The sequence below is a fragment of the Nocardiopsis suaedae genome (assembly GCF_027706745.1).
Classification (GTDB): domain Bacteria; phylum Actinomycetota; class Actinomycetes; order Streptosporangiales; family Streptosporangiaceae; genus Nocardiopsis_A; species Nocardiopsis_A suaedae.
The window spans coordinates 106981-133394 of the sequence record NZ_JAQFWP010000001.1 but is presented as its reverse complement, the minus strand read 5'-3'; the positions used below and the strand labels follow the sequence as shown (position 1 = coordinate 133394).

Annotated in this window: 23 protein-coding genes; 11 read left to right on the top strand and 12 right to left on the bottom strand. The window is 73.2% G+C overall.

The features are described from left to right. Positions 1-40: 40 nt before the first annotated feature. From O4U47_RS00585 to O4U47_RS00575, 3 genes are read left to right on the top strand one after another with little or no spacing between them, the layout of a single operon-like run. Positions 41-883 (top strand): metal ABC transporter ATP-binding protein, encoded by an 843-nt coding sequence (locus O4U47_RS00585; protein WP_270674960.1) that lies wholly within the window; start codon positions 41-43, stop codon positions 881-883. After that, the gene (locus tag O4U47_RS00580) at positions 876-1790 is read left to right on the top strand and encodes a metal ABC transporter permease (protein ID WP_270674957.1); all 915 of its coding nucleotides are present in this window, start codon (positions 876-878) and stop codon (positions 1788-1790) included. Before O4U47_RS00585 ends, O4U47_RS00580 begins: the two co-directional genes overlap by 8 nt. After that, positions 1787-2170, top strand: coding sequence for a Fur family transcriptional regulator (locus O4U47_RS00575; protein WP_270674953.1), 384 nt, complete (start codon positions 1787-1789; stop codon positions 2168-2170). The genes O4U47_RS00580 and O4U47_RS00575 overlap by 4 nt, the downstream gene beginning before the upstream one ends. 79 nt (positions 2171-2249) lie before the next feature. Here the strand turns inward: O4U47_RS00575 and O4U47_RS00570 are convergent, their stop codons facing one another. The 4 genes from O4U47_RS00570 to recO form a co-directional block, all read right to left on the bottom strand. After that, positions 2250-3083 carry an SGNH/GDSL hydrolase family protein gene (locus tag O4U47_RS00570; protein ID WP_270674951.1) on the bottom strand — a complete coding sequence of 278 codons (834 nt, stop codon included), beginning with the start codon at positions 3081-3083 and terminating at the stop codon, positions 2250-2252. A 109-nt stretch (positions 3084-3192) separates the two neighbouring features. Then, positions 3193-3996, bottom strand: a complete 804-nt coding sequence (locus O4U47_RS00565; protein WP_270674949.1) for an SGNH/GDSL hydrolase family protein — start codon at positions 3994-3996, stop codon at positions 3193-3195. After that, positions 3993-4859, bottom strand: a complete 867-nt coding sequence (locus O4U47_RS00560; RefSeq protein ID WP_270674947.1) for an isoprenyl transferase — start codon at positions 4857-4859, stop codon at positions 3993-3995. Before O4U47_RS00560 ends, O4U47_RS00565 begins: the two co-directional genes overlap by 4 nt. Beyond that, positions 4856-5584, bottom strand: a complete 729-nt coding sequence (gene recO, locus O4U47_RS00555; RefSeq protein WP_270674944.1) for a DNA repair protein RecO — start codon at positions 5582-5584, stop codon at positions 4856-4858. Before recO ends, O4U47_RS00560 begins: the two co-directional genes overlap by 4 nt. A 202-nt stretch (positions 5585-5786) precedes the next feature. Between recO and O4U47_RS00550 the strand changes: the two genes are divergently transcribed. Then, positions 5787-6701, top strand: coding sequence for a CAP domain-containing protein (locus tag O4U47_RS00550; RefSeq protein WP_270674941.1), 915 nt, complete (start codon positions 5787-5789; stop codon positions 6699-6701). A gap of 62 nt (positions 6702-6763) precedes the next feature. On the opposite strand, the gene leuA is transcribed toward O4U47_RS00550, so the two are convergent. The 4 genes from leuA to O4U47_RS00530 all read right to left on the bottom strand — a co-directional run bounded on the left by leuA (position 6764) and on the right by O4U47_RS00530 (position 12450). Beyond that, entirely contained in the window at positions 6764-8473 is a 1710-nt protein-coding gene (gene leuA / locus O4U47_RS00545) for a 2-isopropylmalate synthase (protein ID WP_270674938.1), read from the bottom strand. Positions 8474-8833: 360 nt separating this feature from the next. Next, entirely contained in the window at positions 8834-10564 is a 1731-nt protein-coding gene (gcl, locus tag O4U47_RS00540; RefSeq protein ID WP_270674937.1) for a glyoxylate carboligase, read from the bottom strand. A gap of 150 nt (positions 10565-10714) precedes the next feature. After that, positions 10715-11605 carry a 2-hydroxy-3-oxopropionate reductase gene (locus tag O4U47_RS00535; RefSeq protein WP_270674935.1) on the bottom strand — a complete coding sequence of 297 codons (891 nt, stop codon included), beginning with the start codon at positions 11603-11605 and terminating at the stop codon, positions 10715-10717. 44 nt (positions 11606-11649) lie between these two features. Beyond that, on the bottom strand, positions 11650-12450 hold the full coding sequence (locus O4U47_RS00530) for a hydroxypyruvate isomerase family protein (protein ID WP_270674932.1): 801 nt from the start codon (positions 12448-12450) through the stop codon (positions 11650-11652). Between the two features lie 460 nt (positions 12451-12910). Between O4U47_RS00530 and uraD the strand changes: the two genes are divergently transcribed. The 5 genes from uraD (at position 12911) to O4U47_RS00505 (ending at position 18156) form a co-directional block, all read left to right on the top strand. Continuing rightward, the gene (gene uraD / locus O4U47_RS00525) at positions 12911-13447 is read left to right on the top strand and encodes a 2-oxo-4-hydroxy-4-carboxy-5-ureidoimidazoline decarboxylase (protein WP_270674929.1); all 537 of its coding nucleotides are present in this window, start codon (positions 12911-12913) and stop codon (positions 13445-13447) included. Continuing rightward, the gene (gene uraH, locus O4U47_RS00520) at positions 13444-13785 is read left to right on the top strand and encodes a hydroxyisourate hydrolase (protein ID WP_270674925.1); all 342 of its coding nucleotides are present in this window, start codon (positions 13444-13446) and stop codon (positions 13783-13785) included. The genes uraD and uraH overlap by 4 nt, the downstream gene beginning before the upstream one ends. 188 nt (positions 13786-13973) lie before the next feature. Beyond that, positions 13974-14870 (top strand): factor-independent urate hydroxylase, encoded by an 897-nt coding sequence (gene pucL, locus O4U47_RS00515; RefSeq protein ID WP_270674921.1) that lies wholly within the window; start codon positions 13974-13976, stop codon positions 14868-14870. A gap of 180 nt (positions 14871-15050) precedes the next feature. Further along, positions 15051-16499, top strand: coding sequence for a nucleobase:cation symporter-2 family protein (locus O4U47_RS00510; protein ID WP_270674918.1), 1449 nt, complete (start codon positions 15051-15053; stop codon positions 16497-16499). A 157-nt stretch (positions 16500-16656) separates the two neighbouring features. After that, positions 16657-18156 carry a nucleobase:cation symporter-2 family protein gene (locus O4U47_RS00505; RefSeq protein WP_270674915.1) on the top strand — a complete coding sequence of 500 codons (1500 nt, stop codon included), beginning with the start codon at positions 16657-16659 and terminating at the stop codon, positions 18154-18156. A 320-nt stretch (positions 18157-18476) separates the two neighbouring features. Here O4U47_RS00505 and allB read toward each other — a convergent pair whose 3' ends face one another. Together allB and O4U47_RS00495 are read right to left on the bottom strand one after the other, a co-directional pair. Beyond that, complete coding sequence (gene allB / locus O4U47_RS00500) at positions 18477-19820, bottom strand: allantoinase AllB (protein ID WP_270674912.1); 1344 nt, start codon at positions 19818-19820, stop codon at positions 18477-18479. Positions 19821-20623: 803 nt separating this feature from the next. Continuing rightward, positions 20624-21862: a DUF6986 family protein gene (locus tag O4U47_RS00495; RefSeq protein ID WP_270675291.1), complete on the bottom strand. Its 1239-nt coding sequence runs from the start codon at positions 21860-21862 to the stop codon at positions 20624-20626. Between the two features lie 281 nt (positions 21863-22143). Here O4U47_RS00495 and O4U47_RS00490 point away from each other — a divergent pair, with 281 nt between their 5' ends. Together O4U47_RS00490 and O4U47_RS00485 are read left to right on the top strand one after the other, a co-directional pair. Beyond that, complete coding sequence (locus O4U47_RS00490; protein ID WP_270674910.1) at positions 22144-22944, top strand: IclR family transcriptional regulator; 801 nt, start codon at positions 22144-22146, stop codon at positions 22942-22944. An 80-nt stretch (positions 22945-23024) separates the two neighbouring features. Continuing rightward, positions 23025-23549 carry a hypothetical protein gene (locus O4U47_RS00485; RefSeq protein WP_270674908.1) on the top strand — a complete coding sequence of 175 codons (525 nt, stop codon included), beginning with the start codon at positions 23025-23027 and terminating at the stop codon, positions 23547-23549. Here O4U47_RS00485 and O4U47_RS00480 read toward each other — a convergent pair. Both O4U47_RS00480 and O4U47_RS00475 read right to left on the bottom strand, forming a co-directional pair. Next, positions 23513-24742 (bottom strand): MFS transporter, encoded by a 1230-nt coding sequence (locus O4U47_RS00480; RefSeq protein WP_270674905.1) that lies wholly within the window; start codon positions 24740-24742, stop codon positions 23513-23515. The genes O4U47_RS00485 and O4U47_RS00480 overlap by 37 nt on opposite strands. 119 nt (positions 24743-24861) lie before the next feature. Next, positions 24862-25701, bottom strand: coding sequence for a class I SAM-dependent methyltransferase (locus tag O4U47_RS00475; protein ID WP_270674903.1), 840 nt, complete (start codon positions 25699-25701; stop codon positions 24862-24864). Positions 25702-26414: the final 713 nt, after the last annotated feature.

The window sequence follows — 26414 nt, the reverse complement described above, 5'->3', positions numbered from 1 at the left end:
CTATTTTGACAATCATTTTCGTTTTCGGCACCATGGGGCGGTGACCGCAGAATCCGTCGCGGAGCGCGCCGGGGCCGACAGCGGCCCGGGGTCCGCGCCTCCCGCGTTCCTCGTCCGGAACGCCGTCGTCGCCTACGACCGCGTGCCCGTGCTGCACGGTGTCGATCTGACCGTCCCCCGGGGCCAGGTGCTCGCCATCCTCGGCCCCAACGGCTCGGGCAAGTCCACCCTGATGAAGGCGATGCTGGGCATCGTCCCGCTGGTCTCGGGCAGCGTGGAGGTGCACGGCACCCCGCTGCGCCGGTTCCGCGACTGGGGGCGGATCGGCTACGTGCCGCAGCGGCTCACCGCGGGCGGCGGCGTGCCCGCCACCGTGCGCGAGGTGGTCGCCTCCGGGCAGATCGCCCGCCGCCGGAGGCTGCGCTGGTCCGCGCCCTCCGACAGGGCCGCCGTGGACGAGGCCCTGGACGCCCTCGACCTGGCCGGGATGGCCCGCTCCTCGGTGCACGAGCTCTCCGGGGGCCAGCAGCAGCGCGTGCTCATCGCCCGCGCCCTGGCCGCACGCCCGGACACCTTCGTCATGGACGAACCCATGGCCGGGGTCGACTCCGAGAACCAGCGCGCCCTGGCCGCGGCCATCACCGCCCTGCGCGAGCGCGGCTCCACGATCCTCCTCGTCCTGCACGAGAGCGGCCCGCTGGAGCCGCTGCTGGAGCGCGGCGTCGCGCTGTCCGGCGGCCGGGTGGTCCACGACGGCCCGGTGCCGCGCCCCTCCGGCGCGTGCGCCCGCCCCGGCCACGACCACGTCCACCCGCACGCCGACGCCGAGGCCGCCGCCGCGCCGTCCGCACTGCCCGAGTTCGAGGTGCCCCGCCGTGACTGAGATGCTCCAGTACGACTTCATGCAGCGCGCGCTCATCGCCGCCGCGCTGGTGGGGCTGGTGGCACCGGTCATCGGGGTGTTCCTGGTGCAGCGGCGGCTGGCGCTGCTCGGCGACGGCATCGGCCACGTCGCACTGACCGGCGTCGCCCTGGGCTACCTGACGCAGACCTCGCCGCTGCTGCTGGCGCTGGCCGTGTCGGTGGTGGGAGCCGCCGCCATCGAGCTGATCCGGGTGCGCGCCCGCACCGGCGGCGACGTGGCCCTGGCCCTGCTCTTCTACGGCGGCATCGCCGGGGGCGTGCTGCTGATCGGGCTGGCGCCCGGCGCCAACAGCGCCACCCTGACCGGGTTCCTGTTCGGATCGGTCAGCAGTGTCGGCGAGGAGGACGTCGCGGTGGTGGTCGCCCTGGCCGCCGTGGTGCTGGCGGTCATCGGCTTCTTCTGGCGGGAGCTGTTCGTGCTCTGCCAGGACGAGGAGAGCGCCCGCGCCTCGGGGCTTCCGGTGCGCCTGCTGAGCCTGGTGATCGCGGTCACCGCCGCGCTCACCGTGGTGGTCTCCATGCGGGTGGTGGGCGTGCTCATGGTCAGCGCGCTCATGGTGGTCCCCGTGGCCGCCGCCCAGCAGTTGGCGCGCAGCTTCCGGGTGACCGCCCTGCTGGCGATGGCGATCGGCCTGCTGTGCTCGCTGGGCGGGCTCACCGGCGCGTTCTACGTCGACGTGGCGCCGGGCGCCGCGATCGTGCTGCTGACGCTGGCGGTCTTCGCCGTGGCCGTGGCGGCGGGGTACGTCCTGCGCGCCGCCACCGGACGTGCACGGGTGCGCGCGGACGGGCCGTCCCCTGGTCCGGACGACCCGGGTACGGTCGGTACGATGCCCCAGACCGAACGGGGGAGCGTATCCAGGTGAGTACACGACGCGAGGCCGTCAAGCAGGCCTTGAACGAGGCCAGCGGGTTCCGCAGTGCGCAGGACCTCTATGCCGACCTGCGCGCCGAGGGGTCGAAGATCGGCCTGACCACCGTCTACCGGGCCCTGCAGGCGCTCAGCGACTCCGGCGAGGTCGACGTCCTGCGCACCGGCGAGGGCGAGGCCGTCTACCGCGCCTGCGCGAGCGACGCGCACCACCACCATCTGGTCTGCCGCGGGTGCGGCAGGGCCGTGGAGGTGGAGGGCCCCGCGGTGGAGAAGTGGGCCGAGGCGGTGGGCGCCAAACACGGGTTCACCGAGGTGACGCACACCGTCGAGGTCTTCGGCACCTGCGCCGACTGCTCGGCGCGGGCCAACTGACGGAAGGCGCAGGGGCGCGCTCCCGGCGGGAGCGCGCCCCTGCGCGCGTGATGGGCTCCTCCGCGGAGGAGGGGCCGTCCTAGGAGCGGCGCGACGATGCGGAACCGCGGCCGCCGCAGCGGAGGGGTTCCAGGTCGGGGCGCTTGGGGGACAGCCCGTCGCCGGAGGAGCGGCCGGTCAGGCGCCGCCCGATCCACGGGACCAGGAACTCCCGCGCCCAGTGCAGGTCCTCCTGGCGGGCCGAGCGCCAGTCCTTCGGGGGCTCCGGCGGCCAGGGCGCGTCCCAGCCGGACTCGACCGCCAGCCCGATCAGCTCGGCCGTGCGCAGCGCCAGGCGGCGGTGGCCCTCCGGCGACAGGTGCAGCCGGTCCCAGCTCCACCCGCGCGGGTCCTGCAGCATCCGCATCGCCCACAGGTCGACGACGGTGCAGCCGTGCCGGTCGGCGACGGCCCGCACGTGCATGTTGTAGGTGGCCACCTTGCCGCGCAGGTGCCGCATGACCGGCTGGAAGCCGGTGTCCATGCCGGTGAACACCACCACGTGCGCCCCGGTGGCGCGCAGCCGCTGCACCGCGCCCTCGAAGACCTCGGCGACCTGGTCGGGGTCGCTCCCGGGGCGGATGATGTCGTTGCCGCCCGCGCACAGGGTGACCAGGTCCGGCCGCAGCTCGACGGCGCGCGGGAGCTGGTCGCGCACGATCTGGCGGATGAGCTTGCCGCGCACCGCAAGGTTGGCGTAGCGCACCTCGGGGACCGCCGCGGCCAGGTGCTCCGCGAGCCGGTCGGCCCAGCCGCGGAAGCGCCCGTCAGGGGTGCGGTCGCTGTCCGGATAGGGATCGTCCAGGCCCTCGGTGAAGCTGTCACCGAGAGCCACATAAGAGATGATGTCCTGCCCAGTGTCCAAGCCGCTCATGGGACGATGATGCCCCTCGGACCCCTGGTTACGCGACAGTAGGTTACGGGGTTGATCAGTTTTGTAACGGCCGTCACGGTCCCCACGGAACCCGGACGGTCACGCCGCGTCACCGGTCGGCGGGGTCATGCGGGCGCAGCGGGAGCGCGTCGGGCCGCTTGGCCCGCACGCCGTCCCCCGAGGAGCGGCCGGTCAGGCGCCGCCCGATCCACGGGACCAGGAACTCCCGCGCCCAGCGCAGGTTCTCCCGGGCCGCGTCGGCGCGCCCGTCCGCGGCGGGGGCCGGGGGCCACGGCTCGTCCCCCGAGCCCTCCACCGGCACGCCGACGGCCTCGCACACCTTAAGCGCCAGGCGCCGGTGCCCCTCGGGCGACATGTGGAGGCGGTCGTCGTCCCAGGCGCGCGGGTCGGTCAGCGCCCCCATGGACCACTGGTCGACGACGCGGCAGCCGTGCCGGTCGGCGATCGAGCGGATGTTCAGGTAGAAGCGCGCGAAGTGGCCGATCCTGGCCCGCATGTAACCGTCGGAGATGTTCACCCCGGTGAAGAGCACCACTTCGGCGCCCTGGGCGCGCAGCCGCCGGACCGCGTGCTCCAGGATGCGGGCGAGAGCGTCGGGGTCGGCGCCGGGGCGCAGCACGTCGTTGCCGCCCGCGCACAGGGTGACCAGGTCCGGCTCCAGCTCCAGCGCGCGGGGCAGCTGGTCGGTCACGATCTGGCGGATGAGCTTGCCGCGCACCGCCAGGTTGGCGTAGCGCACCTCGGGGACCGCCGCGGCCAGGTGTTCGGCGAACCGGTCGGCCCAGCCGCGGAAGGCGCCGTCCGGCCCCGGGTCGCCGACGCCCTCGGTGAAGCTGTCGCCCACGGCCACATAGGTGAGCGGCGTGCGCGTGAGCAGGTCGTCCGCGCTCATTCGGCCGCCTCCCCCTGGTTCGCGCCTGCCCGGTCGGAGGCGCCGGAGGGCCCCGGCAGCGGGTTGGGCTCGGCGCCGCCGTAGCGGCGGTCCCGTGAGGCGTAGACCTCGCAGGCGTGCCACAGGTGGCGCCGGTCGAAGTCGGGCCAGAGCGTGTCCAGGAAGACGAACTCGGCGTAGGCCGACTGCCAGAGCAGGAAGTTGGAGAACCGCTGCTCGCCCGAGGAGCGCAGGAACATGTCGACGTCGGGCACCCCCGGCTCGTCCAGGCGTGCGGCGAAGTCGGACTCAGAGATCTTGTCCGGGTCGATGCGCCCTTCGGCGGCAGCGCGCGCGAGCTCGGCCGCCGCGTCCACGATCTCGGCGCGCCCCCCGTAGTTCACGCAGAACTGCAGGGTGAGCGCGGTGTTGTCCTTGGTCATCTCCTCGGCGTCCTCCAGCTCGGAGATGACGCTCTTCCACAGGCGGCCGCGGCGCCCGGCCCAGCGCACCCGCACGCCCATGGCGTGCAGCTCGTCGCGTCGGCGGCGGATGACGTCGCGGTTGAACCCCATGAGGAAGCGCACCTCCTCGGGCGAGCGCTTCCAGTTCTCGGTGGAGAAGGCGTACGCCGACAGGTAGGGGATGCCCATCTCCAGGGCGCCCTCGATGACGTCGAACAGGGAGGTCTCGCCCGCCTTGTGCCCCTCGGTGCGGGGCAGCCCGCGCTCCTTGGCCCAGCGGCCGTTGCCGTCCATGACGATGGCGACGTGCTTGGGGACCACGGCCTTGGGCAGTACCGGCGGACGCGCCCCGCTGGGGTGCGGCGACGGGGGCTCATAGCCCCGGCCGGACTTGGACGCGGACGGGTTGAACAGGCTCACGAACGCTCCACTAGGCGCAGGGATCGGATTCCGTTTTCGAGGTGCCACTGCAGGTAGGCGGCGACCAGGCCGCTGCACTCGCTCCGGTGGCGCTCCGCGCTGGCGTCGGCCGCCGCCCAGTCCCCGCCGAGCAGCGCGCCCATCAGCGCGACGGTCTCCGGCGCGGGGTGGACCGATCCGTGCGGGCGGCACACCCCGCACACCGCTCCCCCGGCGTGCACGGCGAACCCGCGCGGGTCGGCGCCGCCGCAGCGGGCGCACTCGCCCAGCGCGGGCGCGTACCCCGCCACGGCCAGCGACCGCAGCAGGTAGGCGTCGAGCACCAGCCGCGGCTCGTGCTCCCCCTCGCCCAGCGTACGCAGCGCGCCGATGAGCAGGAGGAAGTGGCGCAGCGCCGGGTCCTTCTCGACCGCCACCACCTTCTCGGCCGTCTCCAGCATGGCGGTGGCGGCGGTGTAGCGGGCGTAGTCGGCGACGATGCGCTCGCCGTAGGGGCGCACCGTCTCGGCCTGGGTGATCACGTCGAGGGTGCGGCCGGTGTACAGCTGCAGGTCGACGTGGCTGAAGGGCTCCAGCCGGGCCCCGAAGCGCGACTTGGTGCGGCGCACCCCCTTGCCGACCGCCCGCACCAGTCCGGTGCGCCGGGTCAGCAGGGTCACGATGCGGTCGGCCTCCCCCAGCTTCTGGGTGCGGAGGACGACCCCCTCGTCGCGGTAAAGGCTCACCTGACCATTGTCGCGGATGCGCGGCGCCGCGCCGAACGCGTCCCGGCGCCGCCGTGCCCGCCCCGCCCCGGGCCGCCCTGCCCCGGGCCGCTCCGCGCCATGCCGGCGAACTGCGAAAACCCCCGCGATATCGGCAAATCAGCCATATTGCTCTACGATCACGCGCACACCCCGCTTCCCACCCGAGCAACGGGAGGACCCGATGGGACGAGGACGCCGAAGGCACGGCCCACGCGACCGGCGCGAGGCCCGCGGCCGCCGCGCGCGGTCCGCCGAGGCCGGGCGCGGCCCGCGCACCGGACGGCGCGTGATGCTGGCGACCGTGCTGGCGCTGCCGGTCGGCCTGGGCACAGCCGCGGCGCTGGTGCTGGCCACGGCGGGCGGCCCCGAGCCGGCGTCGCAGGCCGCGTTGCCCGGGAGCGGTTCCGGAGCCGGGGCCGGGACCGGCGCCGACGACGGCCTCCCCCCGGCCGCCGAGGACTTCTTCCCCGACTCCGGGGACGGCGACGGGGCCCAGAGCGGAGGCGCGGGCGGCTCCGGCGGCCGGAACGGCGCCGGGGGCTCTGAAAGCTCCGGGGGCGATGGCGGCGGCGCGGAGTCGGCCGCCTCCGGCAAGGACAGCGTGAGCGCCTCTGAGGAGCCCTCTGAAGACGGTGAGGGCGACCGCGAGGACGGCGCGTCCGACTCCTCCTCGGGGGACTCCGGCGGGTCCGGCGGTTCAGGCGGAGGCGTCGGCGCCCAGGGCTCCGGTTCCGCGCTCACCCGTGAGGTGGTTTCGTTGGCCAACGAGGAGCGCGCGGACGCCGGGTGCGGGCCGCTGCAGATCGACTCCAAGCTGACCGACGCCTCGCAGAAGCACAGCAGGGACATGGCACAGCGCGACTACATGTCGCACGACACGCCGGAGGGCGTCGGCCCCGCCGAGCGCGCCGCCGAGGCCGGGTACACCGCCTGGGGCGGGGAGAACGTGGCGGCGGGCTACACCTCGGCCGAGGCGGTCATGGACGGCTGGATGAACAGCGAGGGCCACCGCAAGAACATCCTCAACTGCGGCTTCACGGCCGTCGGCGTCGGCGAGACGGACGGCTACTGGGCGCAGAACTTCGGCTACTCCTAAGGAGTCGGCGGCATGAACGGGGGGCGCCCCGGGACCCGGGCCCGGGGCGCCCCCCGTTCGCGCTAGGCGCGCGCGGCGGCGCGGTTGACCGCGCTGCACACCGCCTTCAGCGACGCGGTGGTGATGTTGTGGTGCATCCCCACGCCCCACACCACCGTGCCGTCCACGTCGGCCTCGACGTAGGCGGCGGCGCGGGCGTCGCTGCCCTCGCTCATGGCGTGCTCGACGTAGTCGACCACCCGGACCTTCACGTCGACCTGGGCCATGGCGTCGCAGAACGCCGACAGCGGCCCCTGCCCGGTGCCGGTGATCTCCCGGATCTGCCCGTCCAGCCGCACGTCGGCCTCGATGCGGTACCCGTCGTCGCCGTTCTGCGAGCGGTGCGCCAGCACCCCGGCGCGCCCCTCCTCGGACAGGTAGGTGTCGCGGAAGGCCTTCCAGATCTGCTCGCCGCTGAACTCCCCGCCCTCGGTGTCGGTGTGGCCCTGGATGACGTGGGAGAACTCGATCTGCAGCCGCCGCGGCAGGTCCAGGGCGTGGTCGCGCTGCAGCACGTAGGACACCCCGCCCTTGCCGGACTGGCTGTTGACGCGGATGACCGCCTCGTAGTCGCGGCCCACGTCCTTGGGGTCGATCGGCAGGTAGGGAACGCCCCAGGCGTGCTCGGACACCGGGACCCCGGCCGCCTCGGCCTCGGCCTCCAGGGCGGTGAAGCCCTTCTTGATCGCGTCCTGGTGCGAGCCGGAGAACGCGGTGTAGACCAGGTCGCCGCCGTAGGGGTGGCGCGGGGCCACCGGCAGCTGGGTGCAGTGCTCGGTGATGCGCCGCACCTCGTCGATGTCGGAGAAGTCCACCATCGGGTCCACACCCTGGCTGAACAGGTTCATGCCCAGGGTGACCAGGTCGACGTTGCCGGTGCGCTCACCGTGCCCGAACAGGCACCCCTCCACCCGGTCGGCCCCGGCCATCACGGCCAGCTCGGCCGAGGCGATGCCGGTGCCGCGGTCGTTGTGCGGGTGCACCGACAGGCATACGTGCTCGCGGTGGGACAGGTTCCGGCTCATCCACTCGATCTGGTCGGCGTAGACGTTGGGGGTGGCGCGCTCGACGGTGGCCGGCAGGTTCAGGATGATCTCCCGCCCGGGGCCGGGCTTCCACTCCTCCATGACCGCCTCGCAGACCTCCAGGGCGAAGTCCAGCTCGGTGTCGATGAAGATCTCCGGGGAGTACTCGTAGCCCACGTATTCGCTGTCGGCCAGGTACTTCTCGGCGAAGCGCATCACGTGGCGGGTGCCCTCGACGGCGATCTGCTTGCAGGCCTCGCGGTCCACGCCGAAGACGACGCGGCGGAACAGCGGGGCGGTGGCGTTGTACAGGTGGACGGTGGCGCGCTCGGCCCCGGCCAGCGACTGCACGGTGCGCTCGATCAGGTCCTCGCGGGCCTGGGTCAGCACCGAGATCTGCACGTCCTCGGGGATGCGGTCCTGCTCGATCAGGGCGCGGACGAAGTCGTAGTCGGTCTGGCTGGCCGAGGGGAAGCCGACCTCGATCTCCTTGTAGCCCATGCGGACCAGCAGGTCGAACATCTCGTGCTTGCGCTCGGCGTCCATCGGCTCGATCAGGGCCTGGTTGCCGTCGCGCAGGTCGGTGGACAGCCACCGGGGCGCCGCGGTGATGGTCTTGGCGGGCCAGGTGCGGTCGGGCAGGTCGACCGGGGTGAAAGGGGCGTAGCGCTGGAAAGGCATACCACTGGGCTGCTGCTGCGGCACCATGGAAAAGGCTCCTCGGAAAAGGTCACGCGGTGTCGAAACGGCCGACAAGAGCATGCCGAAGCCCCGCGGCGAGGGAGTCGACCTCTAGCGACCCCCGCCGCGGCCGCTAAGGAGGAGCAGCTCGCGCAGCATAACGGTGAACACCGTAGCAGACCCGTGGACGCGGAGTGAGGAACGCCCCCTGTCCCCCCAGAGGCGGATGCGAAAAGCGGCGGGGCGCCGCGGTGATCCGGCCAAGTGACCACCGATGCGCCCCGCCGGGTGCCGGTGTACGGCGGTGGCCCGGCCAAGTGGCCACCGACGCAACCGGTCCGTGGGGGCGTGACGGCCTTCCGCCTCCGCGGCCGCCGCGCCCCCGTCTCATGCCCCCTGGCCCTGCGGCTCGGGGGCGGGCTCGAACTCCTTCACGGCGTCGATCGCCGGGCCGTGCGGAGTGTTGGCCTCGCGCTCGATCATGATCTCCACGAGCACGGGCCGGGAGGTGGCCTGCGCCTGCTTGCGGGCCCACTCGATGGACTCGCGGATCTCCGACGGGTCGAAGACGCGGCGCCCGGAGCAGCCGTAGGCCTCCATGATCTTGACGCTGTCCGTGCCGTGGTCGTCGTAGTGGATGTCGACCTGGTAGTTCATGTCGTAGGGGATCTCCGCCTGGCGGATCAGCCCCAGGTACTCGTTGTTGAGCATGATGATCACGAACGGCACGTCGTACTGCGCGGCGACGGCCAGCTCCTCGACCATGTACTGGAAGCCGTAGTCGCCGACGACGCCGACCACCTCGGCGTCGGGCTCGGTGTCCTTCAGCGCCTTCTTGACGCCGATGGCCGCCGGGATCTCCCAGCCGAGCGGGCCCGCCTGGCCGCAGATCTGGTAGTGGCGCGGCTTGTAGGCCTTCTGGTGCTGGCCGCCCCAGATCTGGTAGAGGCCGATGGCGGTGACGAAGTAGGCGTCCTCGCCGAAGACCTCGTTGATCTCCTTGTAGACGCGCGGTGCCTTGACCGGCACGCTGTCGAAGTCCTCGCGCCGCCCCAGGGTCCGCTTGAGCTCGCCGACCCGCTCGATCCACGCGCCCACCCGCGCCTTGGCGGAGCGCTTCTTGGCGGCGTCGATGAGCTCGCGCAGGAACAGCCGGGCGTCGGACACGATCCCCAGGTCGGGCTCGAACACCCGGCCGAGCTGGGTGGCCTCGATGTCGACGTGGATGAACTTCCGGTCGCCCCGGTAGACGTCGATGGCGCCGGTGTGCCGGTCGGCGAAGCGCGCGCCCACCGCCAGCACCAGGTCCGACTCCAGGAACGAGGCGTTGCCGTAGCGCTGGGAGGTCTGCACGCCGGTCATGCCCGCGTACAGGTCGGAGTCCTCGTCGAAGGACCCCTTGCCCATGAGGGTCACCTGGACGGGGACCCGCAGCAGCTCTGCGAGCTCGGTCAGCTCCTCGGAGGCCTCGGAGATGATGATGCCGCCGCCGGCGAGGATGAGCGGGCGCTCGGCCTCCAGCAGCATGTCCAGCGCGCGCTCGACCCGCGGGCGGTGCGGAACGATGTCGTGCACCTGCAGCGGGGCGTCGATGGAGGGGTCGTAAGAGATCTCCTGCTGGGCGACGTCCAGCGGGATGTCGATGAGCACCGGCCCCGGGCGGCCCTCACGGGCGATCCGGAAGGCCTCGCGGAAGATCCACGGGGCGGTCCCGGGCTCCTTGATCTGCACGGCCCACTTGGTGACGGGCTTGGCGATCTCGACGATGTCGACCGCCTGGAAGCCCTCCTTGTCCAGCAGGTCGGTGCGGTTCTGGCCGGTGATGCACACGATCGGGATGGAGTCGGCCATCGCGGTGTACAGGCCGGTGATCATGTTGGTCCCGGCCGGGCCGGAGGTGCCGATGGCCACGCCCACCTTGCCGGTGGTGCGGGCCCACCCGTCGGCCATGTGGGTCGCGCCCTCCTCGTGGCGGACCGTCAGGTGCTCGATCCCTCCGACCTGCTCGAGAGCCTTGTAGAAGGGGAGGATCGCGGCGCCGGGGCAGCCGAAGGCGGTGTCGACGCCCTCGTCTTTCAGGACCTCGACGGCCGCGTTCATGGCGGGCATCTGTACCATTTGCTGTGAACCCTTCAGTGCTAGGGGGGTCGATGGGCCCGCCTGCGGGACCAAGGGTGCGGCCAACACCCAGGCCTCGGCGGCTCGCGCGGAGCACACACACGTAAGTCGCGAACCGTCCACGGCCGTCCCGCGGCGGGAACCCTTTTCCTACTTCTGCTCGCTGGAGAGCTGCTCCACGAGCTTCAGCAGCGCGGAGTGGTCCAGGCCGCCGTGCCCCTGGGCCTTGAGGGCGCCCACGAACTGCGCCACCAGCGCGCCCAGCGGGATCGACACACCGGCCTCGCGGGCCGCGGTCGTCACGATCTTCATGTCCTTGTCGTGCAGCTCGATCCGGAAGCCCGGGGCGAACTGCCGGTTGCGCATGCCCTCGCCCTTGCGGGTCATCACGGTGCTTCCGGCCAGGCCGCCGTTGAGGACCTTCAGGCCCTCCTCGGTGTCGACGCCGTGCGCCTCCAGGAAGACCAGCGCCTCGGCGACGAGCTGGATGTTGCCGGCCACGATGAGCTGGTTGGCGGCCTTGACGGTCTGCCCGGCGCCCGAGGGGCCGACCAGCACCGGGGTGGTGCCCAGCACGTCGAAGAGCGGGCGGGCCGCCTCGAAGTCCTCCTGGGCGCCGCCGACCATGATGGACAGCTTCGCCTCGACGGCTCCGGCCTCGCCGCCGCTGACCGGGGCGTCCAGGACCCGCAGGCCGCGCTCGGCGCCCTTGGCGGCCACGTCGCGCGCCACGTCGGGGCGGATGGTGCTCATGTCGATGACCAGGGCGCCGGAGCGGGCGTTGGCGTAGACGCCGTCCTCGCCCAGCAGCACCTCCTCGACGTCCGGGGAGTCGGGGACCATCGTGATGACGGCGTCGGCGCCGGCGACCGCCTCGGCGACCGTGGAGGCCGCCTTGCCGCCCTGCTCGGCGAGCTTCTGCGCCTTCTCGGGGCTGCGGTTGTACCCGGTGACCTCGTAGCCGGCCTTGGCGAGGTTGACGGCCATGGGCAGGCCCATGATGCCGAGGCCGATGAAGGCGATGGTGCGCGGCTGGGACATGTGGCTGCTTCCTTTCGGAACGGTGGTCGGGGTGCGGCGGCCGGTCAGCGGCCGATCCAGCCGAAGCTCTCGGCGGTGGGCACGGTCGGCTTGTACTCCAGGCCCACGTAGCCGTCGTAGCCGCCCCGCTGGGCGGCGGCGAGGAGGTCGGCGATGGGCAGGCCGCCGGTGCCGGGCTCGCCGCGGCCGGGGGCGTCGGCGATCTGCACGTGCCCGAACTCGGCGGCGTGGTCGCGCACCGCGGCGGCCACGTCGTCGCCGTTGACGGCCAGGTGGAAGAGGTCGGCGAGCAGGGCGACGTTGGCCGCGCCGGCGGCGCGGGCCTTGCCGACGACCTCCAGGCCGTCGGCGGCCGTCTTGATCGGATACCCGTCCGAGCCGCTGACGGGCTCGATGAGGACGGTGCCGTCGACGGCCGCGACCGCCTCGGCGGCGGCGACGATCGACTCCAGGCCGACGCGGTCCTGCTCGGCTGGGTCGACACCGTCCTGGCGCAGCCCGTAGAGGGCGTTGAAGGCCGTGGTGCCGGTGCGGCGGGCGATGCCGACCACGACGTCGAGGTTGTCGCGGAACTCCTGGGCGCGGGAGGGCTGGGAGAGCACCCCGCGGTCGGGGCCGGGCAGCTCGCCGGCGAAGAAGTTGAGCCCGCTCAGGTGGACGCCGGCGTCGGCGATCGCCTGGACGAAGGCGTCGACCTCGCGGTCGGCGGGGACGGGGCTCGCGAAGGGCCACCAGAACTCCACGGCGTCGAAGCCGGCCTTGCGGGCGGCGGCGGGACGCTCGTTGAGCGGCAGCTCGGTGAACAGCAGCGAGCAGTTCACCGTGTAGCGCAGCGAGTGGCTCATGTCGCGCTCTCCCCTTTCGTAATGTGGAAACGAGTTTTCACTTGAAGGAATGATTCGAGTCTGCGACCCGCACCCGGGCTTGTCAACTCCCCTCCGGCGATCCGCCCACCTGGTCTCATCGCACGCATAAGGTCGAATCATGGGACACAGGTCACATATGGCACGGCTCACCGACGGGTACACCGGTGGTCACGGGCGCCGCGGGCGCCCCGGCACCGCTCCGGCCGGGACCCCGTGTTGACAACCCCACTGTGACCGGGGCTACAGTCCGAGATGTAAAAGCGAGTTTCTGCTCTACGAAATCCGCTCGCCGGAGCGGGGAGCAGCGGGTGAACGCGCACCGGCCACCGGCCGTGCAGCGGCCGAGCGCGCCCAGGCGGATCCCGACCGGGCACCGCCGAGGGCCCACACCCCGCCCCGCCGCCCCGCGGGCCGGACCGACACAAGGAAGCGAGCCGCCATGCCCGAATCCCCGACGCCCCGGCCCACCGGGGACCCGGGGCTCGACCGGGTCAACGCGCTGTCCTCGCCGGCCTTCCGCGAAGAGTTCGCGCGCTGCCTGAACGTGGACCGGTGGGTCGAGGCGCTCGACGCCGAACGGCCCTTCGCCACCCGGGAGGCGCTGCTGGCCGCCGCCGACGCGCAGGCCAGCCCGCTCACCGCCGCCGAGGTGGACGCGGCCCTGTCGCGCCACCCCCGGATCGGCGAGAAGGCCTCCGGCACGGACACCGAGTCCCGGTGGTCCCGCGGCGAGCAGGCCGCGGTCACCGCCGGGGGCGAGGACACCGAGCAGGCCTTCAAAGCCGCCAACGCCGCCTACGAGGAACGGTTCGGCCACATCTACCTGGTGTGCGCCAGCGGCCGCTCGCCCGAAGACCTCCTCGGCGACCTCAAGGCCCGCCTGGGCAACGACCCGGCGCGGGAGAAGTCGGTCGTCGGCGAGGAGTTCCGCAAGATCGCGCTGCTGCGCGTGGAAAAGGTGCTGGACGACGCATGAGCCACGTGACCACCCACGTCCTCGACGCCGCCCTGGGCCGCCCCGCCGCGGGCGTCCCGGTCCGGCTCGAGGCCGCCGACGCCGACCGGTCGGCCTACAAGCCGGTCGCCGCCGGAACCACCAATGAGGACGGCCGGGTGCCCGACCTGGGCCCCGACCAGCTCGCCGCAGGGACCTACCGGGTCGTCTTCGACACCGCGGCCTACTTCGAGCGCACCGGGCAGAAGGGGTTCTACCCCGACGTCACCATCGCGTTCGAGCTGGCCGACGAGGACGCCCACTACCACGTCCCGCTGCTGCTGAGCCCGTTCGCCTTCTCGACCTACAGGGGGTCCTGACAGCAGCAGCCGGAGAAGCACCCTCCCAATCCGAGTGCGGTGACAGGTCCTTCCGCATGACCACAGCGGTCCTCCCTCGTCGCACGCCGTCCGCTCCCTTCCCCGACACCGGCCCGGCAGGCGGGCCCGAGCGGCAACGGCACTTCTGTGAATAGTGTTTCGAGCACAGAGATCAGGAGACGACCCACATGGGCATCCGACTCGGAGACAACCAGTACGGCAAGGCCGAGGTCCGCCTGGTGCACATCACCCGGGACACCCCGGTGCACGGCATCAAGGACATCAACTACGGCTCCCAGCTCCGCGGCGACCTGGAGACGGTGCACACCGAAGGCGACAACGGCACGTGCCTTCCCACCGACACCCAGAAGAACACGGTCTACGCCAAGGCCAAGGAGTGGGGCGGCGTCGGCGCCATCGAGGACTTCGCCCTCAAGATGGCCCGCCACTTCGTCGACGAGCACGAGTACGTGTACGGCGCGCGCCAGGAGGTCGAGGAGTACACCTGGGAGCGCATCGCCACCGGCGAGGGCCCCCACGACCACGCGTTCGTGCGCAAGGGCGCCGAGACCCGCACCGCCGTGGTGACCAAGGACGGGGACTCCGAGTGGGTCGTGTCCGGGTTCTCCGGGCTCACCGTCCTCAAGTCCACCGGGTCGGAGTTCCACGGGTACCCGAAGACCAAGTACACGACGCTCGCCGAGACCGACGACCGGATCCTCGCCACGGACGTCACCGCCCGCTGGCGCTACATCGGCACCGGCGTCGAGTGGGACAAGACCTATGAGTCCGTGAAGGCCCTCGCCCTGGAGGCCTTCGCCGAGACGCACAGCCTCGCGCTGCAGCAGACCCTCTACGCGATGGGCAAGGCCGTCCTGGAGGCCCACCCGGAGATCGCCGAGATCAAGTTCTCCATGCCGAACAACCACCACTTCCTGGTGGACCTGTCGCCGTTCGGCCTGGACAACCCCAACGAGGTGTTCTTCGCCGCCGACCGGCCCTACGGGCTGATCGAGGCCGTCGTCGAGCGCGACGACGCCCCCGAGGCCGGCCGCGCCTGGGAGACCGTCCCCGGCTTCGTGTAAGGCCCGTGCGCTGGGCCCCTGTCTCCTCCGGGGCCCAGCGCCGCCCTCTGCGAACCGCACCGCCGCCCGCCCGGCCGCCACGGCCGGCGCCGCGGCCCGTACGCGTACCCGCATCCAGGCCGCCGGCCCCGCTCCCTGAGGCCGCGACCTGTCATTGACACACGGGACAGGTCACCTCCCATGCCGAACGACCCATCCGGCGGGGACGCCCCGGGCGTCCCCTCACCCCGCCCCGAAGACCGCCGCCTCAGCGCCGGCCAGTACTTCGTCGGCGGACTGCAGCACCTGCTCACCATGTACGCGGGGCTGATCACCCCGCCGCTGATCATCGGCACCGCCGCCGGGCTCGACTCCGCCGAGACCGCGGTGATGATCGCCGCCACCACCCTGCTGGCCGGGCTGGCCACGCTCCTGCAGACCCTCGGCCCGCCCCGCCTGCGCCTGGGCTCGCAGCTGCCCATCGTCGTCGGCGCCACCTTCGTCCCGGTCGGCGCCATGGAGTCCATCGCCGCCGACGGCGGACTGCCCGCCGTGTTCGGCGCCAGCCTCGCCGCGGGCCTGTTCGCCCTGGCGATCACCCCGTTCTTCGGGTCGCTGGTGCGCTTCTTCCCGCCCATCGTGACCGGCACCATCGTCACCGTCATCGGGCTCTCCCTGTTCCCCGTCGCGATCGGGTGGATCGTCGACGGCGGCGCGGGAGGCACCCCGGCCACCGCCGACCTCGGCCTGGGCCTGGGAACCCTGGCGCTGGTGCTGGCACTGAACCGGGTGCCCGGGGTGCTGGGCCGGTTCGCGATCCTCATCGGCCTGTCCGCCGGCACCGCCGTCGCCGCCGCCTTCGGCCGCACGGACTTCTCCGGGGTGCTCGACGGGCCGGTGTTCGCCCTGCCCGAGCCCTTCCACTACGGGATGCCCGCCTTCGACCCCGCCGCCATCGTCACCATGTGCATCGTGATGCTGGTCGTGCTCACCGAGGGGACCGCCAACATCATGGGCGTGGGCGCCGTCGTCGGCGCCCGCATCGACCGGCGGCGCATCTCCGACGGCATCCGGGCGAGCGCGCTGTCGTCCGCGCTCGCCCCGGTCCTGAACACCTTCCCCGTCTCCTCCTTCGCCCAGAACATCGGCCTGGTCGCCATGACCCGCGTGCGCAGCCGGTTCGTCGTCGCCTGGGCGGGCGGGCTGCTGGTGGCGCTCGGCCTGTTCCCGGTGCTGGGCCGGTTCGTGGCCGCGATCCCGATGCCGGTGCTGGGCGGGGCCGGGCTGGTGCTGTTCGGCACCGTCGCCGCCAGCGGCGTCAAGACCATCGCCGAGGCCGACCTGACCGACCAGCTCAACCTGGTGCTCGTGGGCGCCTCCCTGGCGGCCGGGCTCACCCCGATGCTCTTCCCCCACTTCTACGAGGGGCTGCCGGGCTGGGCCGCGACCGTCCTGCACTCGGGCATCGTCGGGGCCTCCGCGGTCGCGATCGGGCTCAACGTGCTCTTCACCCTGGGCCGCGGCGGACGCGGCCCCGAATCCTCCGCCGCCGGGGGCGAGGTCCCCGGCGGCGGCGCGGCGGAGGCTCCCGCGGGCGCCTCCGCCGCAGCGCCGGCATCCGCACCGTCGGCCCGCCCCGAGGGCGGCTGACACGCCGGCTGGGCGGCCCCGGACCTCAGGGCGCGACCGGGCCGCCCGCCCTTCCCACACACCGGGTTCGGCCGCACCCCGGGACGGTGTCCCCCCGGGTGGAGTGCCCCGCACCTCGGGACGGTGCGAACCCAAGACCGAAGGCTGGAAACTGGCCATGAGATTCGGAAAGCCGGACCGTGACACCCAGGCCACAACGAAGGCCGGAGCCGAGGGAGACACCGCCACCCCCCACCGCCCTGAAGACGAGAGACTCCCCCCGAAGCTGCTGCTGCTCTACGGGCTGCAGCACATCCTGACCATGTACGCCGGCGCGGTCGCCCCCGCGCTGGTCATCGGCGGCGCCGCCGGGCTGGACCCGTCCGACCTGGGCATCCTGGTCAGCGGCGCCCTCCTGGTCGCGGGCATCGCGACCCTGCTGCAGAGTCTGGGCCCCTGGCGCATGGGCGCCCAGCTGCCCATCGTCGTCGCCTCCTCGTTCGTCCCGGTATCGGCGATGACCGCGATCGCCGCCGAACAGGGGCTGCCGGTGGTCTTCGGCGCCTCCCTGGTCGGCGGAGTGTTCGCACTGTGCCTGACCCCGTTCTTCGGCCACCTGGTGCGGTTCTTCCCGCCGCAGGTGACCGGGAGCATCATCACCGTGATCGGGCTTTCGCTGATGCCGGTGGCGGCCGGGTGGGTGATCGACGGCGCCGAGTCGGGCCACCCCTCCATGGGGAACCTGGCGCTGGCCGGGGCCACCCTCGCGCTGGTGCTGCTGTTCTCCCGGGTGCTGCCCGGCCTGCTGGGCCGGGTGTCCATCCTGCTGGGGCTGGTCGCCGGGACGCTGATCGCACTGCCGTTCGGCAAGACCGACTTCGGGTCGGTGCCCGACGGCGCCTACTTCGCGCTCGGCTCGCCGCTGCACTTCGGGATGCCGGTGTTCGACGTGGCGGCGATCCTGACGATGTGCGTGATCATGCTGGTGGTGCTCACCGAGGGCGCCTCGCACATCATCGCGGTCGGCGAGATCACGGGGTCGAAGGTGGACGCCAAGCGCATCTCGGCCGGCCTGCGGGCGGACGTGAGCGCCTCCATCATCGGTCCGCTGCTCAACTCCACCCCGGGCAGCTCGTTCGCGCAGAACATCGGCCTGCTGGCGCTGACCAAGATCCGCAGCCGGTACGTGGTCGCCACCGGCGCGGGCATCCTCATCGTGCTGGGGCTGTTCCCCGTGCTGGGCCGGGTCGTGGCCGCGATCCCGATGCCGGTGCTGGGCGGGGCCGGGCTGGTGCTGTTCGGCTCGGTGGCCGCCAGCGGCGTGCGCACCCTGGCCAAGGTCGACTTCGACAACAACCTCAACCTGATCCTGGTGGCCACGTCGCTGGGCTTCGGGATCGTCCCGATGGCGGTGCCCGAGTTCTACGAGGGCTTCCCGCCCCAGGTGGCGCTGGTGCTGCACTCGGGCATCGTGGGGGCGGCGATCGTGGCGATCGTGCTGAACATCTGCTTCAACGTCATCGGCAGGCCGAGGGCGGGCGACACCCCGGAGATCGACGGCGAGGAGCTGCGCACGGCCGGGCCGGGCGAGGCCAAGTACACCGAGTCGGCGGACGCCGCGTACCGGACGCCCGACCAGCGCGAACCGGGAGGGGAACTCGCCAAGGACGCGGACTAGCGGCCTGGGGCCCCTCCTAGGGCAGGGGTTCTGAGAACCCTGGGAAGCTCCAGGACAGAGCGCCGGGGCCCGTTGGGCCACGTCGGTACGCGGCCGCCGCGTACGACGGGCACCCTGTACGACGGGCGCCCTGTACGGCGGGCGCCCGCTAGCGAGAACACACGAATGGGCCCGGGACTTCGGTCCCGGGCCCATCGCCGTCTCGGCGGCCCACTGCGCCTCAGCTGTTCGGAGAACGCCCCACAGGCTGCTCACGCGGTGGGGACAGCGCGCGCCTCAGAGGCGGGCGTGAGCCGCCTCTGAGCCATCTCAGTGCCGACTCAGGGGCGGTCCAGGAGGCGCCCTGCGGGCTTGTCCAGGTCGATCCTGTCCCCGCGCAGGTACGTCGCGCGCACGACGCCCTTGAGCGTCCGGCCGTCGTAAGCGCTCACCGGGTTCTTGTGCTGGAGCGTGCGGGCGTCGATCGTGGTGGAGGCCTCCGGGGCCACCACCGCGAAGTCGGCGTCGCGGCCCACCGCGAGGGCGCCCTTGGCGGGCAGCCCGGCCACCTTCGCGGGGCCGGAGGACATCCAGGCCACCACGTCGGCGAGGGAGTGGCCGCGCTCGGCCGCCTCGCTCCACACCGCGGGGAAGCCGACCTGGAGCCCGGCCACGCCGCCCCAGGCGCTGCCGAAGTCGTCGGTCTTCAGGTCGGGGGTGCTCGGCGAGTGGTCGCTGACGATGCAGTCGATGGTGCCCTCGGCCAGCGCCCGCCACAGCGCGTCCCGGTTGGCGGCGCCGCGGATCGGCGGGCAGCACTTGAAGCTCGTGTTGCCCGCGGGCACCTCCTCGGCGGCGATGGTCAGGTAGTGCGGGCAGGTCTCCACGGTGAGCGGGACCCCGTCGGCGCGGGCCCTCTCGATCATCGGCAGGGCGGTGGCCGTGGACAGGTGGAGGATGTGCGAACGGGTGCCGGTGCGCCGGGCGGTCTCGATGACCAGCCGGATCGCCTCGTGCTCGGCCTCGTCGGGGCGCGAGGCGAGGAATCCGGCGTAGTCGGCGCCGTGCGCCTGCGGTGCGGAGTCCAGCAGGGTCGGGTCCTCGGCGTGCACGATGATCTGGCCGCCCAGGGCGCCGATGGCGGCGGTGGCCGAGCGGTACAGGTCGGGGGTGAGGTGGCCGAACTCGTCGACGCCCGAGGGCGAGAGGAAGGCCTTGAAGCCGAAGACGCCGCGCTCGTGCAGGGCCGCCAGCTCGCCGGTGGCGCCGGGGGCGCTGTTCTCCGGCACGGCGCCGCCCCAGAAGCCCACGTCCACCGCGACCTGGCCCTCGGCGACCTCGCGCTTGACGCGGAGCCCCTCGGCGGTGGTGGTCGGCGGGACGCTGTTCAGCGGCATGTCGACGATGGTGGTGACACCGCCCGCGGCGGCGGCGCGGGTGGCGCTGGCGAAGCCCTCCCACTCGGTGCGGCCGGGCTCGTTGACGTGCACGTGGCTGTCGACGAGGCCGGGCAGCAGCACCTCGTCCTCGGCCACGTCCACGGTGCGGGCGCCCTCCAGGGCGGCGCCGGCGTCCTCGACGGCGGCGATGCGCCCGTCGCGCACGCCCACGGTCACGGCCCGCTCCCCCTCCGGGGTGACGGCGCGCCCGGCGCGCAGGACGAGGTCGAATTCGTTTCCAGACATGGTTCTCCGTCGTCTCTGTCGTAATCGTCGCAGGTCGTTCCCGCCCGGTGCGGCCCACGCGTCCGATGTGTCCGACACGGCCAGGAGGACCCCGTGCGACCGGCCATATGGTCGTCGGGGTCGCCGCCGGGAAACGCGATGGCGTTCACGGCGCGGTGTCCCTGCCGGGCGGTGCATGCGCCCGTACAGATCCCCTGCCGCCGTGCGGGCGCGAAGGGGCGGGAGCAGGTGGACCACCGTCCGCCGGAGCGGTGTCACGCCCCGGTTCCGCTGGACCCGCACACGCCTCTAGGGGGCATGGCGGTCCAGGGCTCACGGATCACCGGGGCCGTCTCCGGCGGACGGCCGGGGCGGTTCGGGCGCCCGCCTCACGGATCGGCTCACCCGGAGACGGAGGGCGCCCCTCCCGCCTGCTCTCGTCGGTCCTCCGCGCACGGCGACGGGCCCACGGCGCGCCGCCATAGGGACGCCGTGCCGGGGACCGGGGGCCGTACGGGGCACGACGGGCCTACGGCGCTCGGGCTCCCCCTGAGGTGGCGAGCTGGAAGCGCCATGCGCACAGCCCCCAGGGCGCACAGCCTGCGAGGGTCTCGTCCAGCGTGCATCCGCGCCGCACGGTGCCCGTACGGCAACGGGCGGCGGCTCGGCACGCGCGCGCGTGGGAGGCTCCGGTACCGCACGGCACCGGGGGGACGGGCGCATGCGCGGCCTCCGGTCCGGCCCCCGGCTCAGCGGGGCCGCGACCGGGCCGCCATGCGCGTCCCCGATCCGGAGCGGCGGTTCGGATCCCTCCCATGGCCGTCCTAGCCCACCCGGCGATTGGCGAAGCCGCGCAGCACCTCGGCACCGACACCGGTCGCCTCGGCGACCTCGTCCTCGGCCAGGGCGCCGCAGTTGCAGCCGCGCACCAGTGCCGAGGCGAGCGCCTGGGCGGTGGCGGGCTCGTCGGCGACGCCGCCCCCCGCCGCCGACAGGTAGGCCTTGAGGCGGGCGGCGGCCGGGCCGAAGGCCTCCCGGTAGAAGGCGAACGTCGCCAGGTAGCGGGTGGGCAGGTGCGCCGGGTGCATGTCCCAGCCCTGGTAGTAGGCGCGCTCCAGGGAGCGCCGCACGAGCCCGGCGTGCAGGCGCCAGGCGGCGTGCACCTCCTCGCGGGTGCCGACGGGCAGGATGTTGGTGGAGCCGTCGGAGAGCCACACGCCGGTCCCGGCGGCGGCGAGCTGCATGACCGCCTTGGCGTGGTCGGCGGCCGGGTGGGCCATGCTCTGGAACGCGGCGGTCACGCCCACGGCCGCGCTGTAGTCGTAGGTGCCGTAGTGCAGGGCGGTGACCCGGCCCTCCCCCGCGTGGATCATGCGGGCCACCGCGGTGGTGCCGTCCGGGGACAGGACCGACTGCGGGGTCTCGATCTGCAGCTCGAAGCCGAGGCGCCCGGCGGGCAGGCCGAACCGCTTCTCCAGGTGCTCGGCGGCCCACACCATCGCCTCGACCTGCTCCACGGAGGTGATCTTGGGCAGGGTGAACACGAAGCCCTCGGGCAGCCGCCCGGCCGCCTCCAGGAGGCCGCCGGTGAACATGGCCAGGCTGCGCATACCGCGGCGGCGCCCGGCGGCCTCCATGCCCTTCATCCGGATGCCGACGTAGGCGGGGGCGCGGCCGGACTCCAGGTCGGCGGCGACGGCGCGCACGGCCGCGGCGACGTCGCGGTCCTCCTCCTCGTCGCCCCGGGCGCCGTAGCCGTCCTCCAGGTCGATGCGCAGGTCCTCGACCGGTTCCTCGGCGAGCTTGGCCCGAACGGCGGGGAGCGCTCCGGCGACCGCGCCGGGGTCCATGCCGGTGGCCTCGGCCAGGGTCGCGGCGTCGGGGCCGAACTCGTCGAGGGAGGCCAGGGCCTGGGCGCCCCACGCCTCGCAGACGCCCGCCCGGACCTGGTCGGCGGGGATGTAGACGGTGTGCACCGGCTGGCGCCGCCCGGCGTCGCCGGGGTACTGGCTCAGCAGCCGGGCGTCGGCGGCCGAGAGGCGGCCGTCGAGGGCGTCGCCCATCTCCTCCAGGCCGGCTCCGGCGACCCAGCGTTCACCCTCCGTTGGCTCCAGTCCACCCACGTGGCGCTCTCCTCATCGCGTGGCCGTGTGCGCCCGGGGCGTGCCCCGGGCGCGGCGCGGGCAATCCGCCCACCCCTAGGTCTTTTATATAGCGGACACTAACTTCTACAATTCGGAACAACAAGAGGGGGGTGGGAGTGAGCGGGCGCGCGGTTGGCGTCGGCCGACTTCCGTATCGCAGAATGAGACCGCACGATCCTCGCGATGGGAGCTTGAGACCCTTGGCAACGTCACAGACCTCGATCGACGGCGCCGCCGACGGCGCCACCCGGGCGCGCGCCGGCGGGGTACAGTCCCTCGACCGGGCGTTCGCGCTGCTGGAGATCATGGCCGACGCCGGGGGCGAGATCTCCCTGAGCCAGCTGGCCGACTCCTCGGGGCTGCCGCTGCCGACGATCCACCGGATCATCCGCACCCTGGTCGACAACGGGTACGTCCGCCAGCTCCCCTCGCGGCGGTACGCGCTGGGGCCGCGGCTGATCGGGCTCGGCGAGAGCGCGTCGCGGATGCTCGGCACCTGGGCGCGCCCGCACCTGGCCCAGCTCGTGGAGGAACTGGGCGAGACCGCGAACCTGGCCATGCTCGACGGGGACAAGGTGGTCTACGTCGCCCAGGTGCCCTCGCCGCACGCGATGCGGATGTTCACCGAGGTGGGGCGGCGGGTGCTGCCCCACTCGGCGGGGGTGGGCAAGGCGCTGCTGGCCCAGCTCCCGCCGGACGAGGCGCTGGCGACGGTGCGCCGCACCGGGATGCCCGCGGCGACCGACCGCACCATCACCACGCCCGAGGACTTCGCCGACGAGATGGGGCGCATCCGCGACCGCGGCTACGCCATCGACGACGGTGAGCAGGAGATCGGCGTGCGGTGCCTGGCGGTGCCGGTGCAGGGCGGCCCGGCGATGATGGCGGTGTCCATCTCGGGGCCGGAGGCCCGGGTGAGCTGGGAGTTCGTGGAGAAGGCGGCGCCGATCGTGCAGCGCACGGCCTACTCCCTGGCCGGGGACCTGAACCACCAGAGCTGAGCGGTCGGCGCGGCGCCGGACGGCAGGGCGCGGACGCCAAAGCGAAGACGGGCAGGGCACGGACGGACGGGGAGACGGGAGTGGCCTACGACCTCAAGGCCGTGGTGGCGGACACCGGCCTGCTCGCAGCGGCGGCCGCGGAGCTGCCCTCCGCCCGGATCGCACCTCTCCGGCGGGGGCTGGCGCTCATTCCGATGACCCGCACCCTCCTGACCGCGCTCGGAGAGGAGTCCGACCCCCCGCTCCCCGGCTTCTGGACCCTCACCGCCGGGCTTGAGCGGCTTCTCACGGAGTGGTCGGAGGGCGGGGCGGTGGCCTTCCTCGAATCCGAGTACTTCGGCGGCACCGGAGAGGAGAACGCGGCCGTCTGGCGTGCCGGAGGCCTCGCCCTAGGGCCGTTGCACCTCTGGGAGGGCGAAGAGGTACCGGACGAAGGCACGCCCGTCCGCCGAGCGCTCCGCGAACTCGGCGTCACGGCCGACGCGGAACGTGACGAGTTCACGGTGGCCGGGCTCGACGCCCACCGCGGCATTGAGGGTCGGGCGGCGCCCGATGCCGCCGACCCGCCTCACTCACCGGGGTCGGCGAACACGCCCGCCGTCTGATCGGCGGGGCGGACCGGGCTCCACAGGTGCAGCAGGTGCCGCCCGAGCGCCGTCGCGCACAGCAGGGCCGCCACCGCGCACACGCCCGGCCAGCCGACCAGGGCGTAGGCCTGCACGCCGAGCCAGGACCCGGCGGTGCCGCCGAGGAACGCGCACGTCATGTAGGCGGTATTGATCCTGCTCCGGGCGTCGGGGCGCAGGGCGAAGATGCGGGACTGGTTGGCCACCATGCCGGACTGCATCGCCACGTCGAGCAGCAGGATGCCGCCGGTCAGGGCGGCGAGGCCCCACGCGCCGCCCGCGCTCCCCGCGGCGAGCACCCCGGCCGAGGCCAGGGCGCCGACCATGCAGACCAGCCCGACCGCGTCGGGGCCGCGCCGGTCCACCCAGCGCCCGGCGGCCGGGGTCAGCGCCATCGTGACGCCCGCGACCAGCGCCATCACCCCGACGGTGGAGGCGTTCAGCCCGTACACGGGACCGGTCACCACCAGGGCCATGCCGGTCCAGGCGGCGGAGAAGGCGCCGAAGACGCAGGCCTGGTAGAGGCAGGACCGGCGCAGGTCCGGCTCGGTGCGCAGCAGCCGCAGCGACGCCGCGACCAGGGAGGGGTAGGACCGGCGGGTGGAGGGGGCGGTGACCGGGAGCGTGACGGCGAGGACGGCGGCGAGCAGGAGCACGGCGACCGCCGCCACCAGGTAGGGGGCGCGCCAGCCCAGGTGGTCGGCCAGCACCCCGCCGAAGCCGCGGGCGAGCAGGATGCCCCCGATGGAACCGCTGAGCAGCGTGCCCATCACCTGCCCGCGCCGGTCCTCGGCGGCCAGCCCGGCGGCCATGGGGGCGATGAGCTGCGCGGCGACGGTGGCGGTGCCGACCAGCCCGCCCGCGGCCACGAGCACCGGAAGGGCGGGCGAGAGCCCGGCGGCGAGGAGGAAGGCCCCGGTGAGGGCGAGGAGACCGGAGATGAGGGGGCGATTGGGCAGGCGGTCGCCGAGGGGGACGAGGAGGAGGATGCCGACCGAGTACCCGAGCTGGGCGGCGGTCGCCGCCATGGCGGCGGATTCTGGGGCGGTGTCCAGTCCTTCGGCGATCAGCGGGGTGACGGCCTGGGGGAAGTAGAGGTTGCCGACGGCGACCCCGCAGGTGACGGCCAGGAGGAGGACGAGGCGTCTGCTCGGTCCGGGTGACTCGCTCACCGGACGAGTGTCACGGGGGCGCGGGCCACCGGCAAGTGGTTTTCGGGGACCCCGCCGCACGGTCCGGGGCCTCACCCCAACCGGAGTCCGGGGCCTCACCCCAGCCGGAGTCCGGGGCCTCACCCCAGCCGGAGGAGGTTGAGCCGGTAGTCCTCGACCTGCGGCAGCCGCATCTCCGCCATGGTGGCGATCATGTCCCGGTACTCCGCGGGCAGCCCGTCGTGCACCTCGGCGGGCAGGGTGGTGAAGGTGTGCGAGGCGAGCAGGCGGTTGCCCTGACGCCAGTCCTCCAGCACCCCGGGGTCCGGGCAGTTCCAGCGGAGCCGCGCCTCCACCTTGCTGAGCGCGTCGTGGCCGTCCTGGGTGTCGACCATGCCGGGGCCGGTGGTGTCGAACGCGAGCAGGGCGCCGGGGAAGCGCTCGCCGAGCAGGTCGAAGGCGCGGCGCGCGTCCTCTTCGGGGAGATAGGGCAGCACCGCTTCGGCGGCCAGGAGGTACGGGCCGTCCGTGGCGAGCGGCGCGGCGGTCCAGCCGTCGTCCAGGACCGAAGCGGCGAGCATGGTCCGGCGCGGGGTGTCGGCGAAGAAGGTGCGCCGCACCTCGATGACGTCGGGCAGGTCGAGTTCGAACCAGTGGGCACGGCCGTTGTCGGCGCGTTCATGACGGGTGTTGAGCCCGGTACCGATCTCCACCACCGTCGCATCCGGGTGGTCGGCCAGGAAGCCGCGCACCCAGTGGTCGAAGAGGTGGGTGCGCAGGACCGCGCCGATCAGGCTCGACCCGCCGTCGAAGCGGGAGAAGTCGTAGTCGATCGCGGCCACCATCTCCTCGGCCACCGGATCACGCAGGACCGCTTCGGCCTTGCGGCTCTCCACCGCGCGCCCGTAGAGCGGGATCAGGAGCGTCTCCTGGACGGTGCCCAGGCGTACGGGGTGCGGCGACTTCCGCTCTGCGGCCATCGGATCCTCCCTGGAGGAGACAGACGGGTGGGGTTCCGACAGAGTAGCGCAATGATTATCATTTTCATATCGAGGGGATGAGAAGGACCGACGGCGGAGGCCGCCCGCGGAGGCGGCGGCGGAGGGCAGCGCCCCCTTCCGGTGGCGCTGTCGGCTGCCCGGTGTGTGCGTGGTCGCCGTGAATGGCGGCGACGACGAAGGTCGGCGGTCCTACATGCTGTTCTGTCGGCCGCCGGGTGGGTGCGTGGTCGCCCTGGATGGCGGCGACGGCGAGAGCGGGGCGCTTCCCCGGGCCTGCCTGCCGTCCGCCGGGCTCCTCGCGGTCCGAGTGGGCGGCGGCTCGGCCGGTACCCCACTGACGGGCCCCGCCCGGGCGGCGGGCCACCGGGGTGCGGGGTTGATGGCGGCGACGACGAAGGTCGGCGGCCCTTGCGGTGGCGCTGTCGGCTGCGCGGTGTGTGCGTGGTCGGGGTGGTTGGCGGCGACGGCAGCAGCGGGGCGCTTCCCCGGGCCTGCCTGCCGTCCGCCGGGCTCCTCGCGGTCCGAGTGGGCGGCGGCTCGGCCGGTACCCTGCTCACGGGCCCCGGCCGTCCGTCGGGCCACCGGGGCGCCCTCCTCGCGATGATCTCGACAAAAGTGCTGCCAAAACCGCCGGAATGACAGCACTTCCGTCGAGATCATCGCGGAGGGGGCGGCGATCCTGCGTCGTGGAA